The sequence below is a fragment of the Bradyrhizobium quebecense genome, assembly GCF_013373795.3.
In the GTDB taxonomy this organism is placed as follows: Bacteria; Pseudomonadota; Alphaproteobacteria; order Rhizobiales; family Xanthobacteraceae; genus Bradyrhizobium; species Bradyrhizobium quebecense.
Map to the genome: position 1 here is coordinate 3,859,152 of NZ_CP088022.1, position 14,309 is coordinate 3,873,460.

The window sequence follows — 14,309 nt, forward strand, 5'->3', positions numbered from 1 at the left end:
CATATGGACTGGGACGATTTGGCGATCGTCGCCTGGAAAAAGGGGGGCGCGGCTGCATGCGGCGCTGGTGGCCCGGCCTGGCTCGTGCATCCGCCGCCTCGGTGAGGACCGTGCGGGCGAGATGCAGTTTCGCCGGCTTCTTCACAATCCGTCGGTGACGGCCGCAGAGATGTCACGGCATGCCGGAGACCTCACCGGGCAGCGAGCGGCTGGTCGGCATGTTGTTGTCGCACAGGACACGTCGGAATTGATCTTGGGCGGCCGGCGGTCGCGACAATGCTACGGACCGGTCGCCAAAGGCAATGCCGCGGGTTTGTTGCTGCATGTGGCACTGGCGGTAGAGGCCGAGACGCAAGGGTTGCTCGGTCTGGTCTCGATGCAGGTCTGGAACCGTAACCGAGAGGAGTTGGCACCACGGCGCAAGCGGGCGACGGCGGCTAAGGAATCGCAACGATGGATCGAGAGCAGCGAACGGGCGGGTGAGGTACTGGCTGCGGCGGCCAGCGTCACGATGGTATCGGACCGCGAAAGCGACTTTTACGAACTGTTCGTGAAGCGTCCGCAAAACGTCGAATTGGTTGTGAGGGCCTGCCAGAATCGGCGGATCGAGGGGTCCGAAGAAGACCCGGATTTGCTGTTCACCTTCATCGACGCCCAGGCCGAACAAGGGCGCGTTGCCATGACGGTCCCCGCCGCACCAGGACGGCGCGCGCGCGATACCGAGTTCGCAGTGCGCTTCGCGCCGGTGGCCGTATGCCGGCCGCTCCATGGAGCCGATCCGACGTTGCCCGAGACGGTTCACCTGACGCTGGTCGATGTCCGCGAGGTATCGGAGCCGAAAGACGGTAGCGCACCTGTGCATTGGCGGCTTTTGACTACCCACGCTGTCGCTACATTGAACGACGCGCGTCAAGTGGTCGGCTTCTACCGGACGCGTTGGGTGATCGAGGAGTTCTTCCGTACGCTCAAGACGGCAGGCTTCGATATAGAGGAAGCCGATATCGGCGACCCGCAGGCCATGATCAACTTCGTCGCTGCTGCAGCCGTTGCGGCCATCACCATCAAGCAACTCGTCCAGGCCCGCGACGGCAACACGGATCAGCTCCTGAGCGATGCCTTCGAGCCGGACGACCAACCCATCCTCGAAGCCGTCTCCGCCCGGCTCGAAGGCAAGACCGAGCGGCAACGCAATCCGCACCCGAAGGGATCCCTGGCCTTTGTCGCTTGGGTCATCGCACGCCTCGGCGGCTGGACCGGCTACTACGGCAAGCCGGGTCCCAAAGTCATCCGCATCGGCCTTGCCAAGTTCCACGCCATCAAATACGGCGCCAATCTAAGGCTTCAGAATGTGTGAATCTGATAGCCGCACGCGGGGCGAGGTAAGTGACGCGCTCCTACTCCAGCTTCTCGACATCCCGCAGCGTCGGGAACAACTTCATCCAGAGCAGCGCGACCGCGACCGTAGCGACGCCGCCGAGCACGGCCGACGGCACGGCACCGAGCAGCGCCGCGGTGACGCCGCTCTCGAACTGGCCGAGCTGGTTGGACGCGTTGATGAACAGGAAGTTCACCGCGCCGACGCGGCCGCGCATCTCGTCGGGGGTGGCAAGCTGCACCAGCGAGAAACGGATCACGACGCTGATCGTGTCCGCAGCGCCGAGCACCGCGAGCGCCAGCGCCGACAGCCACATCCATTGCGACAGCGCGAACACCACCGTCGCGACGCCGAACACGATCACCGCCTGGAACATGCGCATGCCGACGCGGCGGTTGATGGTGTGCCGCGCCAGCAGCATGGTCATCAGTAGCGCGCCGACCGCGGGCGCGGCGCGCAGGATGCCGAGGCCGAGCGGGCCGGTTTGCAGGATGTCGCGCGCATAGATCGGCAGCAGCGCGGTGACGCCGCCGAACAGCACCGCAAACAAATCGAGCGAGATGGTGCCGAGGATCGCCGGATTGCTGCGAACGAAGGTGACGCCGGCATACAGGTCATCCGACACCTCGCCGTTCTTCGCCGGCGCCGTTTGCAGCCGGCCGATACCGCCGGTCAGGATCATACCGAGCAGCCAGAACACGGTCATCGCGGCGTAGGCCAGGCTCGGCATCGCCGCGTAGGCCAGGCCGCCAAGCGCAGGCCCGGTGATCGTCGCGACCTGCGCCGCACCGCTCGAGATTGCGGTCGCCCGCTGCAGCGAACCTTGCGGAGCAATCAGGGGCAGCAGCGCGGCGGTCGCCGGACTCTCGAACGCGCCGGCAATCCCCAGCACGAAGGTCGCGGCAAAAATCTGCAACTCCGAGATGGTACCGGCAAAGGTGCTGACCGCGAGGAACAACGCGGTCAGCACTTCCGCAAGCTGGCAGAGTTGCACCACACGCCGACGCTCGAACCGGTCGGCGGCATGACCCGCGATAAACACCAGCAGCGCCGTCGGCAGGAACTGGACCAGCCCCACCATGCCCAGGGCAAACGCACTGCCGGTCAAATCGTAGATCTGCCAGCCGATCGCCACCGCCGCGATCTGATTGGAGAAACGCGACAGGCTGCGCGACGACAGGAAGAACAGGAAAGATCTGTGACCGAGCAGATCGCGGGCGCCGGCCGGTGTGGCGGAGGACATGCGAGATGGCGTGGCTGAGGGCCTACAACTTGTCAATGGATTCGGGATCAACGCGCAACAGCATTGCGCCGCGCGAGACCCCTGCCCATAATCGCCCGAGGGTTCTTGGGGGCGTGATGCTGCAGTTGCAATCGGCGTTCGGCGTGGTGGCGTTGCTCGTGATCGCCTGGGCGTTGAGCGAGAATCGCCTGAAGGTGTCGCTGCGACAGGCGACGATCGGGCTCGTCGTCACCGTCGTGACTGCGCTGGTGCTGATCAAGGTGCCGCTGGTGACGCAGGCCTTCGGCGCGATCAACGATGCCGTCGGCACCATCGCGGCGGCGACGCGCGCCGGCACCGCCTTCGTGTTCGGTTATGTCGGCGGCGGTCCGGCGCCGTTCGATCCCAAGGCGCCGGGCTCGGATTTCATCCTCGCCTTCCAGGCGCTGCCGATCGTGCTTGTCATGAGCGTGCTGACGACGCTGTTGTTCTATTGGCGCGTGCTGCCGCCTGTTGTGCGCGGCATGGCCTGGATCCTGGAACGCACGCTCGGCGTCGGCGGCGCGGTCGGGCTTTCCACCGCCGCCAACATCTTCCTCGGCATGGTGGAAGCGCCGCTGTTCATCCGCCCCTATCTGGCGCAGCTCACCCGCAGCGAATTGTTTCTGGTGATGACCGGCGGCATGGCCGGGATCGCCGGCACCGTGCTGGTGCTCTACGCAACGCTGCTCGCGCCGCTGATCCCGGATGCTGCCGCGCATTTCGTCATCGCCTCGGTGCTCGGCGCGCCGGCCGCGATTCTGGTCAGCCTGATCATGGTGCCGGAAACGTCGGACCAGCGCACCGGCGGGTCGCTCGACGATCCCGATGTTCAGGTGTCATCGACAATGGACGCCATCGTGAAGGGCACCGCCGGCGGCCTCGAGCTGCTGATGAACATCATCGCGATGCTCTTGGTGCTGGTCGCGCTGGTCTATCTGGCGAATGCAATCATCGGCCTGCTGCCGGAAATCGGCGGCGCGAAGATTTCGCTGCAACGGCTGCTCGGTTACGTCATGGCGCCGGTGTGCTGGCTGATGGGCCTGCCGTGGCCGCAGGCGATCACGGCGGGAAGCCTGATGGGCACCAAGACCGTGCTGAACGAGCTGATCGCCTATGTCGACCTGTCGAAGCTCGGGCCCGACGCGCTCGATCCGCGCTCGCAGCTGATCATGCTCTACGCGATGTGCGGTTTTGCCAACTTCGCGAGTCTCGGCATCATGATCGGCGGCCTCGGCATCATGGCGCCCGAACGGCGCGACGAGATCAACGCGCTCGGGCTGAAGTCGGTCGTCTCGGGTACGCTGACGACCTGCCTGATGGGCGCGATCGTGGGGATGATGACAGCGCCGTAGCCCGGATGAAGCGCAGCGCAATCCGGGGCCGTCCGACTGCGGGCACGAGCCCCGGATTTCGCTGCGCTCCATCCGGGCTACAAGATCTCACCCAGCTCGTCATGCCCGGGCTTGACCCGGGCATCCATCGATTAGCGAAGACACTTGCGAAGCTGGATGGATGGCCGGGTCAAGCCCGGCCATGACGCAGCGAGGCTTACGCCTTCAACTCCACCGTCTTGAACTCGGCCGGCAGGATCACCTCCAGCAGCTCGACGTCGTCGGAGTAGTCCAGGATCATATGCCGGATGCGCGGCGGCTGGGTCCAGGCGCTGCCCTCTTTCATCAGCGTCTCGCCCTCGCCTTCCATGTAGGTCTTCACCCAGCCCTTGAGCACATAGACCATCTGGAATTCGACGTCGTGGAAGTGCAGCTTCGAGACCTCGTCCGGATTGCACGGTCCCTGCAGCCGGATGACATGCGCCTGCGCGAGGCCATGGGATGCTGCGGCAATGCCGAGGTCGCGGTACTTGGCGTAGGCGCGCAGGCCGTCGGCCTTGAAATCCTCTTCGCGGTGATGGCTGATGGCAACGCGCTGCTTCGGCCGCGCCTTGGTTGCTGTCTTGGTTGCCGTCTTCGGCACGCTCTTCTTGGCCGCGGTGACGCGGCCCTTCGACTTGATGGCCTTGCGCGCGGACGATTTCGCGGACGATTTCTTGGCGCCGGCGCCAAGCCCCGACCATTTCTTCTTCACCGCGGTCTTGGCTGCGGATCTCGATGCCGTCTTCTTGGCCATTGTTCGCCTCCCGTCTTTTTGTGACGGGCGAAGGCTAACACAAGTCGCGCCGCGCGAGGTGGGCAAAGGCGCAGAGCGCGCGCCTTGCCCCCGTGCGGATCAATGCAGCCGGAACACGCCGTCGACGGCGCGCAGTTCGGCCGGCTTGACCAGCTTGGAATGCGCCACCGTCACCGAGAACAGCGGGCCCTCGAGCTTCTCCTGCCAGAAGGCGAGGAAATCCCGCAGCGCCGGAAATCTCGGAAACAGGTCGTAGTTCTGCCAGACATAAGTTTGCAGCAACGAGGGATGGTCCGGCATCCGATACAGGATTTGCGCCGTCGTCAATCCATACCCCAGCAACTGCTTCCGGAAATCGTCGGAAACAACCCCACCAACTCGCGAGACCATGCCAACCTCCTGTGACGGAGCGCATTCACATGGCGGCCGACCCCCGCCGGACCACCGGCAATGGATGCGCTCACATGAGAGAAATGTGACGCACGCGACTAACCCATCTCAAGCCTAAATGTTTAATAGGTTGTTGAAATTTCTTGCGTTAGCAGCAGCTTACCGCATCTGCTAATAGCCCCGGCGACCCCTGCGGGGCGGCATTAAGGATGCCGAAATGATGCTGGCAGCCGTCATTCGCGAGTGCCAATTTTTCTGCTAGAGCCACTTGCCCGCCGCCAAGGCTTGGCCTATCTCCTGCACAGCCAGTCTGGCACTCGCTGGGCTGGACTGCTAACACTCCAAAAATCTACAGCATCCGCAAACGTTTAGGAGGACTGCATGAAATTCCGTCCGCTTCACGACCGCGTCGTGGTCAAGCGTATCGACGCCGAAGAGAAGACTGCTGGCGGCATCATCATTCCGGACAGCGCCAAGGAAAAGCCCTCGCAGGGCGAAGTCATCGCCGTCGGCCCGGGCGGCCGCGACGAAGCTGGCAAGCTGATCCCCATCGACATCAAGGTCGGCGACCGCGTCCTGTTCGGCAAGTGGTCGGGCACCGAGGTCAAGATCGACAGCGAAGACCTGCTGATCATGAAGGAAAGCGACATCATGGGCGTGCTCGACGTCCCCGCTTCCAAGAAGAAGGCGGCCTAAGCGCCTCTTTCCCTCCCAGGTAAATCTCAAGGAAAAATTCAGATGGCAGCTAAAGAAGTCAAATTCTCCGTCGATGCGCGCGACAAGATGCTGCGCGGCGTCGACATCCTCGCCAATGCGGTGAAGGTCACTCTCGGTCCGAAGGGCCGCAACGTCGTGCTCGAGAAGTCGTTCGGCGCTCCCCGCATCACCAAGGACGGCGTCACCGTCGCCAAGGAGATCGAGCTCGAGGACAAGTTCGAGAACATGGGCGCCCAGATGGTGCGCGAAGTCGCCTCCAAGTCCGCTGACGCGGCCGGCGACGGCACCACCACGGCGACCGTGCTCGCCCAGGCGATCGTGCGTGAAGGCGCCAAGTCGGTTGCCGCCGGCATGAACCCGATGGACCTGAAGCGCGGTATCGACCTCGCGGTCGAAGCCGTCGTTGCGGACCTCCAGAAGAACTCGAAGAAGGTCACCTCGAACGAGGAGATCGCCCAGGTTGGCACCATTTCGGCCAACGGCGATGCCGAGATCGGCAAGTTCCTCGCCGACGCCATGAAGAAGGTCGGCAACGAGGGCGTGATCACGGTCGAGGAAGCCAAGTCGCTCGAGACCGAGCTCGACGTCGTCGAGGGCATGCAGTTCGACCGCGGCTACATCTCGCCCTACTTCGTCACCAACGCCGACAAGATGCGCGTTGAGATGGACGACGCCTACATCCTCATCAACGAGAAGAAGCTCTCCTCGCTGAACGAGCTGCTGCCGCTGCTCGAGGCCGTGGTGCAGACCGGCAAGCCGCTGGTCATCGTCGCTGAAGACGTCGAAGGCGAAGCCCTCGCCACCCTCGTCGTCAACCGCCTGCGTGGCGGCCTGAAGGTCGCGGCCGTCAAGGCTCCGGGCTTCGGCGATCGCCGCAAGGCCATGCTGCAGGACATCGCGATCCTGACCGGCGGCCAGGCCATCTCGGAAGACCTCGGCATCAAGCTCGAGAACGTCACGCTGCAGATGCTCGGTCGCGCCAAGAAGGTGATGATCGACAAGGAAAACACCACGATCGTCAACGGCGCCGGCAAGAAGGCCGACATCGACGCCCGCGTTGCCCAGATCAAGGCGCAGATCGAGGAGACCACCTCGGACTACGACCGTGAGAAGCTGCAGGAGCGTCTCGCCAAGCTCGCAGGCGGCGTCGCGGTGATCCGCGTCGGCGGCGCGACCGAGGTCGAGGTGAAGGAGCGCAAGGATCGCGTTGATGACGCGATGCATGCGACCCGTGCGGCTGTCGAGGAAGGCATCGTCCCGGGCGGCGGCGTCGCCCTGCTCCGTGCTTCCGAGCAGCTCAAGGGCCTGCGCACCAAGAACGACGACCAGAAGACCGGCGTCGAGATCGTGCGCAAGGCGCTGTCCTCCCCGGCTCGCCAGATCGCGATCAACGCCGGTGAAGACGGTTCGGTCATCGTCGGCAAGATCCTGGAGAACAAGGCCTACAACTACGGCTTCGACTCCCAGACCGGCGAGTATGCCGACCTCGTCAAGAAGGGCATCATCGACCCGACCAAGGTCGTCCGCACCGCGATCCAGAACGCTGCCTCGGTTGCCGCGCTGCTGATCACCACGGAAGCGATGGTTGCCGAGCTGCCGAAGAAGAACGCCGGCGGCCCCGCGATGCCTCCGGGCGGCGGCATGGGCGGCATGGACTTCTAAGGTCCAGCCACTCGGGCAATTTACGAAATGCAAAACCCCGGCAGCGATGCCGGGGTTTTTGTTTGGGGTAGGCTCGCCGGGCTACTTACCGCAGCGCGGCCAATGCAAATACCTTGCACAACCTCACGCTGATGCAGGGGCCTCACGCGGCTCTCAGCATGCACGTTATGCACAACACTCTCCGTAAAGATACGTTGGTCTGAGTTGACAATCTCAAAAAAAATTTCGTGCGAGAGTCGCAAACCGAACCGACACTGTCGCCTTCGTCCCGCACAGTAAGCTCGGGACGAGATCGAACTTCACTCTCAAAAATCTGAATCGAGCACGGAGCGTCAGCTCCCGTGACGCGGGCAAGCGTCGCGGAGAATGCTCTCACTTGCGAGGGAGGCTGTGCGGTGGGGGAAAGCGAAGAGGTTCTCTGCCAAGCCGCCTGAAGAAGCGGCGTTGAAGTCACATCGAGGATTCGTTCAAGGAGGGACCTGGCCGGTTGGAAGAAGCCCAGTGACGAGAGCGTGCAGCCCCCACTGCCGATGCTCCGTCAAACGCCGCAGGTGCGCGATGCCCCCCAACTACCCCGCGCACCGATCTCGGGCCAATCCAACCGGCCGGACTATTTCTGCAAGGCAAAAGGCAAAAAAGCAAAAGGCGATATGGGAGGGAGGCGCTCATGGGCATGGTAATGGTCAGATGTCCGCAAACCGGACACGCGATTTCCACCGGAATCAAAACCGATCGCGAGAGCTTTCGACGCAGTACCGTGTTCTTCGCGCGCACGCCCTGTCCGTTTTGCCGCGCGGATCACGCCTGGTTTGCGCGGGACGCCTGGGTCGATGAGCCGAGCATCCGCGTGCGGCGACGCCGCGGCGGCGGTTCACCGGCCTGACAATGGTCACCGCTATTGACGACCGCGATGGAGGGACACCATGGCGCAGGTGCAGATCTCGACGGAAACGTCTGCCTGGCTGCTGCAGGCCAAGGACTTTCTCGATGAAGCACGACGGCTGAAGCCCGGTCCGAAGCGCAATCAGTTGCGCGAGACCGCAAAGGTGCTGCGCGAGATCGCGAAGCTCGAAGGGGTATCCTCGCCTGCACGGGAGCTTGATCGGCTGCCGGGAAGCTGATTCGACCAGGAACGCGCTCACACGGCGTCGTCCGCCTCGATTTCCGGGATGCGCGGATCGTTAGCCGGCGCCATTCCGCGCGTTCGAACCTTGTCGCCCGAGAAGATCTCCTCGGCCTCGATACGCATGACGCGATGGCATTCGCACGCCGCCGCCAAGAGCCGCGCCTGGTCGATCTCGATCCGGCCTCGTTGATCCGACCTGATCGCACCGCGCTTGCGCAGATTGCCCATCAGCAAGGTCACCGTTGTTCGTCGTACGCCGAGGATTTGCGACAGCGCGTGCTGGGTCAGCGGGAGGACGTCGCTGTCGACGCGGTCGCGAAGCTGAAGCAGCCAGCGCGCCATCCGCGCCTCGACCGGGTGGAGCGCATTGCAGGCGGCGCCGAGCTGAAACTGGATCAGCATCGATCTGACGTGCTTCTGGATCGCCTGCCGAATCCCGGGACTGCGGCCGAAAGCGGCATGAAAGCGCGGCGCCGGGATCCGCGAGGCGGTACCAGCCGCACGAACGACGGCGGTAATGCCCGACGGCGAGGCTCCAAGGACCGAAAGACTGCCCACGGCCCCTTCGCATCCGACCACACCGGTCGCGACCGTCTGCCCATCCGCCATGTCGATCATCAGCAGGATCGCGCCGCTGTGAGGAAAGAAGACGTAGTCGATCTCGTCACCGGCGCGCGCCAGGACCGCATCCTGTTCGAGCGCGACAGTCTCAAGATCCGGTTTCAGGAGGTCCAGATCCGCCGGCGACAATGTCGCGAGAAGGCGATTACGAGTTCCGCCGGAAATGCTCACCTGCGGGAACGTCATCAATGGTCGCACAGCTTACTCACTCGAACACAGGATCAAAAACAAATTCCAAACGATTGACCGCAAGGTGGAATTCTCCGCGGCAGCGTCCTTAAAGTTAGATGCAAATGCGCCGTCGGACGCAATAGCAAAATGCGCATCGTCGCACCGTAGAACTTCGGGAACCCAAGAACTTCGCCGAGCCCAAGAGTTCCAGTTTCGCACCGCAAGCGCCGCGCGCGACATCCGAACCTGCTCTTTCACCACTTGCGCGGGCTCAGGAAGATGGGCGGACGTGATGTGACTGCTCCACTGCGGCACCCGTCAGGACGCGCGCGAGTGGCGATCCGGCCACGCTCGCATGAGCAGTTCCTGCGCGTCCTTGATTTCGGCAAGATCGAGCGCCGCATCGAAGCCGGCGAGCAACGGCGCCAACAATTGAGATATCTCCTCTGCCCGGCCGCTGCGGCTGTAAAGACGTGCAAGTCCCAGCGCGCCGCGCAGCTCGAACGTCCTGGTCTGTTGCCTTCGCGCAATCTCAAGGGCACGGTGGAAGGCATCCTCGGCGCCGGAAATGTCGGGGGTGTCGCGACGCGACCGCAGCTCGCCCAATACACGGTACAGCTCGGCATCCAGCCAGTGCTGCCCGGACTGCTCCGTCGCGTCGATCAGCTCGTTGATGATGTCGAGCCCCGCCTCGACATGCCCTGCCTCCGCGTTCGCCACCGCGATATGCAATCCCCAGAAGGGATCACAGAGGTAGCAGTCGTTCTCGTGAAGCAATGTCCAGCCGCGCTGCATCTCCGCGAGACCTGCCACTAGGTCGCCGGCACGCCACTTCGCCAAACCATTGAGATAGGTGCCGGCGGCGACATACAGAGGCATCGTGTGATCCTGCGCCAGTCCGAGGGCAAGGATCGTCTCGGTCTGCCGCAACCGGCTGCCGCACAGCCCGTCGAAAACGGCCTTGTGAACCAGCGCATTGGCACGCGCGAGCGCGCGCTGTTCTCCGGAGACGCTCACCGCTGCGCCCGCGAGCTGCCGGGCTCGATCGATCTCGCCACGCGGCCAGAGCACGAGCGCCAGAAATCTCATGATGACGAACGGCAGATCGAGCGTCGACGCCTTGAACGTTGCCGGATCCGGCTCGGTCGCATAGGCAGCGAACGCCTTCTCGAGATGGATGGCCGCGCTCAGATAGTCGCCTGCAAACCAGCAGGTCACTCCGCTGGTCCAGCCCGCGACGATCGTCGCCACCGGCGATTCCGGATGCCGTTCCGCCGCGCCCATGATCGCCTCCGCCAACTCCCGCATCGGCGCGAGCTCACCGTGGGTCAAGCAGGCGTTGAAGAGGCCCGACTGGATCGGCGCCAGTTCGATTGGATCGTCAATGTCAGAGGCGAACCGCCGGGCTCGCGTCCAGGCGGCCACCGTCTCGGGGGCGCTGTGCCCAAGACTGCCCCGCAGCGCGCGGCCGTAGGCGATTTGCAGATGGAGCCGGCCGATCATCCGACCCCGCTCGTCGGGCAGTTCATCGGCGATGGCGACCGCCTTGCCGAGATGTGCGATCGCCTCGCAATAGGCCGAGCGCTTCAGCGCCTGCTGACCGGCTTTGCGCCACCACGCCAGCGCAGTCCGGCCGAGCCCCGCCTCGGTGAAATGATACGCAACGACTTCGGGCTCGATCTCGGCGATCTCGGCAAACTTGGCGCGCAGCACATCGCCGATCTGCTTGTGGAGCAATTGCCGACGGCTCTTGAGCAAGCTCTCGTAAGCCGCTTCCTGGACCAATGCGTGCCTGAAACTGTAGCTTGCATCCGGCGGCGTGCCCCGGCGCAACAGCAACTCCGCCTCCTCGAGCTGGGCGAGCGCCGCGGCAAGCGTCAGATCATCGCGACCGGCCACGCTGCGCAGCAACGCGTATGAGAACTCACGGCCGATCGCTGCGCCGATCTGCGCCACCTCCTTGACCGGCGCCAGGCGGTCGAGCCGGGCCATCAACGAGTCCTGCAGCGTCGCGGGGATCGCCAGCGGCGGCAGCGGATTGTCGAGGCGGTAGCGTCCGGCATTCTCGACGAGCAGCCCCGACTCCATGACCATCTTGGTCAGCTCCTCGACGAACAGCGGGACACCATCCGTCCGCTCGATGATCTGCGTCATCATTTCGCCGGGCAGCAACCGACCGACGGTCACCTGCTCGATCAGCGCGCGCGTATCCTGCCGGTCGAGCCGATCGAGCCGCAACAGGCTGACATTGGCAAGCCCTGCCCATGGCGGCTCGAACTCCGGCCTGAACGTCATCAGCATGAGGATTGGCAATCCCCTGATACGGTCGACCGCGAGATCAAGCAGTTCGAGCGACGTGGCGTCGGCCCAATGCATGTCTTCGCAGACGACAAGCACCGGCTGCTGCCGGGCGAGGCCCTCGAGCTGGTCGAGCAGCGCGGCGAATGTCTGCCGCCGCTGCTGCGCCGGGCTCAGGCCGAGCGGCGGATAGCGGTCACCGGTCGGGATCGACAGCAGCGCCGCGATCAGCGGTGTCACGGTGGGCACGTGCTGGGTACCGAGCGCCAGCATGGCTTCGAGCTTGTCCAGCTTCTGGTCCGAAACATCTTCCGACCTGATGCCGGCGGCACGCTCGAGCTGGGCGACAAAAGGGTGCAGCGCGCTGTTGGTGTGATAGGGCGAGCATTGATACCGCACACGGCGGTGTGTCCCGGGCGCGAGGCTGTCGGACAGCATCGCCACGATGCGCGATTTACCGATACCCGCTTCGCCCGATATCAGCACTGCCTGGCCTTGGCCCTGCCACGCCAGTTGCTGGCGCGACAATGCAAATTCGATCTCCGCCTTGCGGCCGACAAAGCCGATCGAGCGCGCGGTCCGCACCGCCTCGAAACGGCTTTCCGATGCCGGCTCGCCTTCGACGGCCCACACCGCGATCGGCTCGGAGATACCCTTGACCTCGCGGCGACCGAGGTTGCGAAGCGTGAACAGATTGCCGAGCAGCCGGCGTGTCGTGGAGGCCACGACGACCACGCCCGGCTCCGCCAGGCTCTGCAGCCGCGCCGCGATGTTCGGCGCATCGCCGACCAGCGCCTGCTCCTCCGATGCGCCGCCGGAGACGAGGTCGCCGACCACGACAAGCCCGCTTGCGATCGCGATCCGTACCGCAACTCCCCCTTCCGCGCGGGTCTCGAGCTTGCCGATTGCGGCGATGACATCGAGGCCGGCGCGCACCGCGCGCTCCGCGTCATCCTCGTGGGCACGGGGATAGCCGAAATAAGCGAGGATCCCATCGCCGATAAATCTGGCAACGACGCCGTCGTATGTCGTGATCACCCGTGCACAGGCTGCGCGATAGGCGCGGATCACCTCCCACATGTCCTCGGGATCGAGACGCGCCGACAATGCCGTCGAGCCGACCAGGTCGCAGAACATCACAGTGAGGTGGCGGCGCTCGGCATCGTGCGGTGAAACCGGCGCGGCGATCAGTTCGGCTTGATTGAAATCGGCGATCGCACGCAGCATCTTGCGGCGGTGGCCGAGCAGGACCCCGAGCCTGTCGAAGTCTTCATCCGTCAATTCGGGAAGAACGCCAAGGTCGATCCCGTTCTCGGCAAAACGCAGCGCGTATTGCCCAAGCCCCAGCTTCTCAAGCCATTCCGCAATCTGTTGCATTGGCACCACCGACGGGCTGACGGCTGGCCGAATTCCGGACCACGGTAGACCGACGTTACCGCAATCTGTCCGGGGTGGCACTCTGTTTTGCGGTCGTCCGCCCGGAGCAGGATATGCGAATTGTGCCTTGGCGGTGCCCCGTTACAGCCGTGTGCACGCGAACATTCGTAAGCGTGCCGGCCGCCTCACTCCACCTTCGCCGCAACCGGTCCCTTGTCGGTCCAATCCGGCGGCACGCCGGCGCTGTCGCCGACCATGCCGACGAGACCCGGCGCGCGTCCGAACGCTTCGCAGGCCGGATATTTCGGCGCGCCGCCGAGCAGGAAGCCCAGCCGCTGCATCGAGGGCATCGATGGCACGCCGCCGAACGGCGTCACGCCGGTGACCAGCATCTGGCTGAAATCGCCGCCGAACGATGCCGCAAGGCCGTACGCATCGCCCTCCTCCGACATTCGGCCGCTGTCGAAGGCATTGGCCGCGCGGCCCCAGACCATCGCCGCCTTCTGCTGTCCGGCCGGATCACGCGCCTCGGCTTCAAGCGACAGGCTGCCGAGCCCCACTGGAATGCGCGGAACGGGCACCGGCACGCCGGGCAACAGAATCGTCTTCGCCACCGACACACCTTTGGAGACGCCGACTGCCGTCGGATCGGTCGGCACCACATGCGTGATGACGGCGTGAACGGTCAGGTCGGCGGGCTCTGACGCAACCACGTAGAAGCGTTCGCTCAGGCCAGCACACAATGCGCGGTCGGCGGCGTTGGTGACGAGCCTGCGCTGCGCAGCCGTGAAGGGCACTGCCGTTCCGTCCGAGAACACGGTGGGCACGATCCTGATTGTCTTCGCTGCCAGCACCTCTTCCTTGCTCACCCGCAGCTTCGAACGAGTCAGCATCCCGTCCGATTGCTCCATATTGTCGTAGGAGCGGAGTGAACCGGCCTGATCTAGCGTCGCGGTCGCGCAGCCCGAGACCAGCAGACCGAGCAACGTCGCCGCCGCCCGGCCCCGCAGTTGCGCCCCCCGCCCGTTCGCGAATCCATTTGCCTCCGGAATCGGTTTGATCCGGCCTACGCGCGAGCAGGTTGTCATTGGAGCCCCACTGACTTACACTTGGTGTAATTATTACACTTGGTGTAATTATCGTGTTGGGCGGTTTTATGACCGCGGCCGCCGGCTGCGACC

Annotated in this window: 12 protein-coding genes; 6 read left to right on the top strand and 6 right to left on the bottom strand. The window is 64.4% G+C overall.

Translation table 11 applies throughout. The features are described 5' to 3' along the window. Positions 1-67: 67 nt before the first annotated feature. Positions 68-1,354, top strand: a complete 1,287-nt coding sequence (locus HU230_RS18750; protein ID WP_224943361.1) for an IS4 family transposase — start codon at positions 68-70, stop codon at positions 1,352-1,354. A gap of 40 nt (positions 1,355-1,394) precedes the next feature. Here HU230_RS18750 and HU230_RS18755 read toward each other — a convergent pair whose 3' ends face one another. Further along, positions 1,395-2,618 (bottom strand): MFS transporter, encoded by a 1,224-nt coding sequence (locus HU230_RS18755; RefSeq protein ID WP_176530391.1) that lies wholly within the window; start codon positions 2,616-2,618, stop codon positions 1,395-1,397. Between the two features lie 116 nt (positions 2,619-2,734). Here HU230_RS18755 and HU230_RS18760 point away from each other — a divergent pair, with 116 nt between their 5' ends. Next, positions 2,735-3,991 (top strand): NupC/NupG family nucleoside CNT transporter, encoded by a 1,257-nt coding sequence (locus HU230_RS18760; protein WP_176530390.1) that lies wholly within the window; start codon positions 2,735-2,737, stop codon positions 3,989-3,991. Between the two features lie 196 nt (positions 3,992-4,187). Here the strand turns inward: HU230_RS18760 and HU230_RS18765 are convergent, their stop codons facing one another. After that, positions 4,188-4,766 (bottom strand): cupin domain-containing protein, encoded by a 579-nt coding sequence (locus HU230_RS18765; protein ID WP_176530389.1) that lies wholly within the window; start codon positions 4,764-4,766, stop codon positions 4,188-4,190. A gap of 99 nt (positions 4,767-4,865) precedes the next feature. After that, positions 4,866-5,156, bottom strand: a complete 291-nt coding sequence (locus HU230_RS18770; RefSeq protein ID WP_176530388.1) for an usg protein — start codon at positions 5,154-5,156, stop codon at positions 4,866-4,868. 381 nt (positions 5,157-5,537) lie between these two features. Here HU230_RS18770 and HU230_RS18775 point away from each other — a divergent pair, with 381 nt between their 5' ends. The 4 genes from HU230_RS18775 to HU230_RS18790 all read left to right on the top strand — a co-directional run bounded on the left by HU230_RS18775 (position 5,538) and on the right by HU230_RS18790 (position 8,656). Next, positions 5,538-5,852 (top strand): co-chaperone GroES, encoded by a 315-nt coding sequence (locus HU230_RS18775; protein WP_176530387.1) that lies wholly within the window; start codon positions 5,538-5,540, stop codon positions 5,850-5,852. A gap of 42 nt (positions 5,853-5,894) precedes the next feature. Further along, on the top strand, positions 5,895-7,535 hold the full coding sequence (gene groL, locus HU230_RS18780) for a chaperonin GroEL (RefSeq protein WP_176530386.1): 1,641 nt from the start codon (positions 5,895-5,897) through the stop codon (positions 7,533-7,535). A 667-nt stretch (positions 7,536-8,202) separates the two neighbouring features. After that, positions 8,203-8,418 carry a hypothetical protein gene (locus tag HU230_RS18785; protein WP_016840464.1) on the top strand — a complete coding sequence of 72 codons (216 nt, stop codon included), beginning with the start codon at positions 8,203-8,205 and terminating at the stop codon, positions 8,416-8,418. A gap of 40 nt (positions 8,419-8,458) precedes the next feature. Then, the gene (locus tag HU230_RS18790; RefSeq protein WP_176530385.1) at positions 8,459-8,656 is read left to right on the top strand and encodes a hypothetical protein; all 198 of its coding nucleotides are present in this window, start codon (positions 8,459-8,461) and stop codon (positions 8,654-8,656) included. Between the two features lie 17 nt (positions 8,657-8,673). Here HU230_RS18790 and HU230_RS18795 read toward each other — a convergent pair whose 3' ends face one another. From HU230_RS18795 to HU230_RS18805, 3 genes are all read right to left on the bottom strand, one after another. Then, positions 8,674-9,468 carry a Crp/Fnr family transcriptional regulator gene (locus HU230_RS18795; protein ID WP_176530384.1) on the bottom strand — a complete coding sequence of 265 codons (795 nt, stop codon included), beginning with the start codon at positions 9,466-9,468 and terminating at the stop codon, positions 8,674-8,676. A 303-nt stretch (positions 9,469-9,771) separates the two neighbouring features. Beyond that, positions 9,772-13,128 (bottom strand): adenylate/guanylate cyclase domain-containing protein, encoded by a 3,357-nt coding sequence (locus tag HU230_RS18800; RefSeq protein WP_176530383.1) that lies wholly within the window; start codon positions 13,126-13,128, stop codon positions 9,772-9,774. A 185-nt stretch (positions 13,129-13,313) separates the two neighbouring features. Further along, the gene (locus HU230_RS18805) at positions 13,314-14,021 is read right to left on the bottom strand and encodes a DUF3313 domain-containing protein (protein ID WP_234633878.1); all 708 of its coding nucleotides are present in this window, start codon (positions 14,019-14,021) and stop codon (positions 13,314-13,316) included. Between the last annotated feature and the right edge of the window lie 288 nt (positions 14,022-14,309).

What these genes read in the sequence shown, in the direction of transcription:
- HU230_RS18770 (WP_176530388.1), bottom strand. Translation starts at nt 5,156, where the DNA reads ATGGTCTCGCGAGTTGGTGGGGTTGTTTCCGACGATTTCCGGAAGCAG.
- HU230_RS18775 (WP_176530387.1), top strand. Translation starts at nt 5,538, where the DNA reads ATGAAATTCCGTCCGCTTCACGACCGCGTCGTGGTCAAGCGTATCGAC.
- HU230_RS18760 (WP_176530390.1), top strand. Translation starts at nt 2,735, where the DNA reads ATGCTGCAGTTGCAATCGGCGTTCGGCGTGGTGGCGTTGCTCGTGATC.
- HU230_RS18800 (WP_176530383.1), bottom strand. Translation starts at nt 13,128, where the DNA reads ATGCAACAGATTGCGGAATGGCTTGAGAAGCTGGGGCTTGGGCAATAC.
- HU230_RS18785 (WP_016840464.1), top strand. Translation starts at nt 8,203, where the DNA reads ATGGGCATGGTAATGGTCAGATGTCCGCAAACCGGACACGCGATTTCC.
- HU230_RS18805 (WP_234633878.1), bottom strand. Translation starts at nt 14,021, where the DNA reads ATGCTGACTCGTTCGAAGCTGCGGGTGAGCAAGGAAGAGGTGCTGGCA.
- HU230_RS18765 (WP_176530389.1), bottom strand. Translation starts at nt 4,766, where the DNA reads ATGGCCAAGAAGACGGCATCGAGATCCGCAGCCAAGACCGCGGTGAAG.
- groL (WP_176530386.1), top strand. Translation starts at nt 5,895, where the DNA reads ATGGCAGCTAAAGAAGTCAAATTCTCCGTCGATGCGCGCGACAAGATG.
- HU230_RS18795 (WP_176530384.1), bottom strand. Translation starts at nt 9,468, where the DNA reads ATGACGTTCCCGCAGGTGAGCATTTCCGGCGGAACTCGTAATCGCCTT.
- HU230_RS18790 (WP_176530385.1), top strand. Translation starts at nt 8,459, where the DNA reads ATGGCGCAGGTGCAGATCTCGACGGAAACGTCTGCCTGGCTGCTGCAG.
- HU230_RS18755 (WP_176530391.1), bottom strand. Translation starts at nt 2,618, where the DNA reads ATGTCCTCCGCCACACCGGCCGGCGCCCGCGATCTGCTCGGTCACAGA.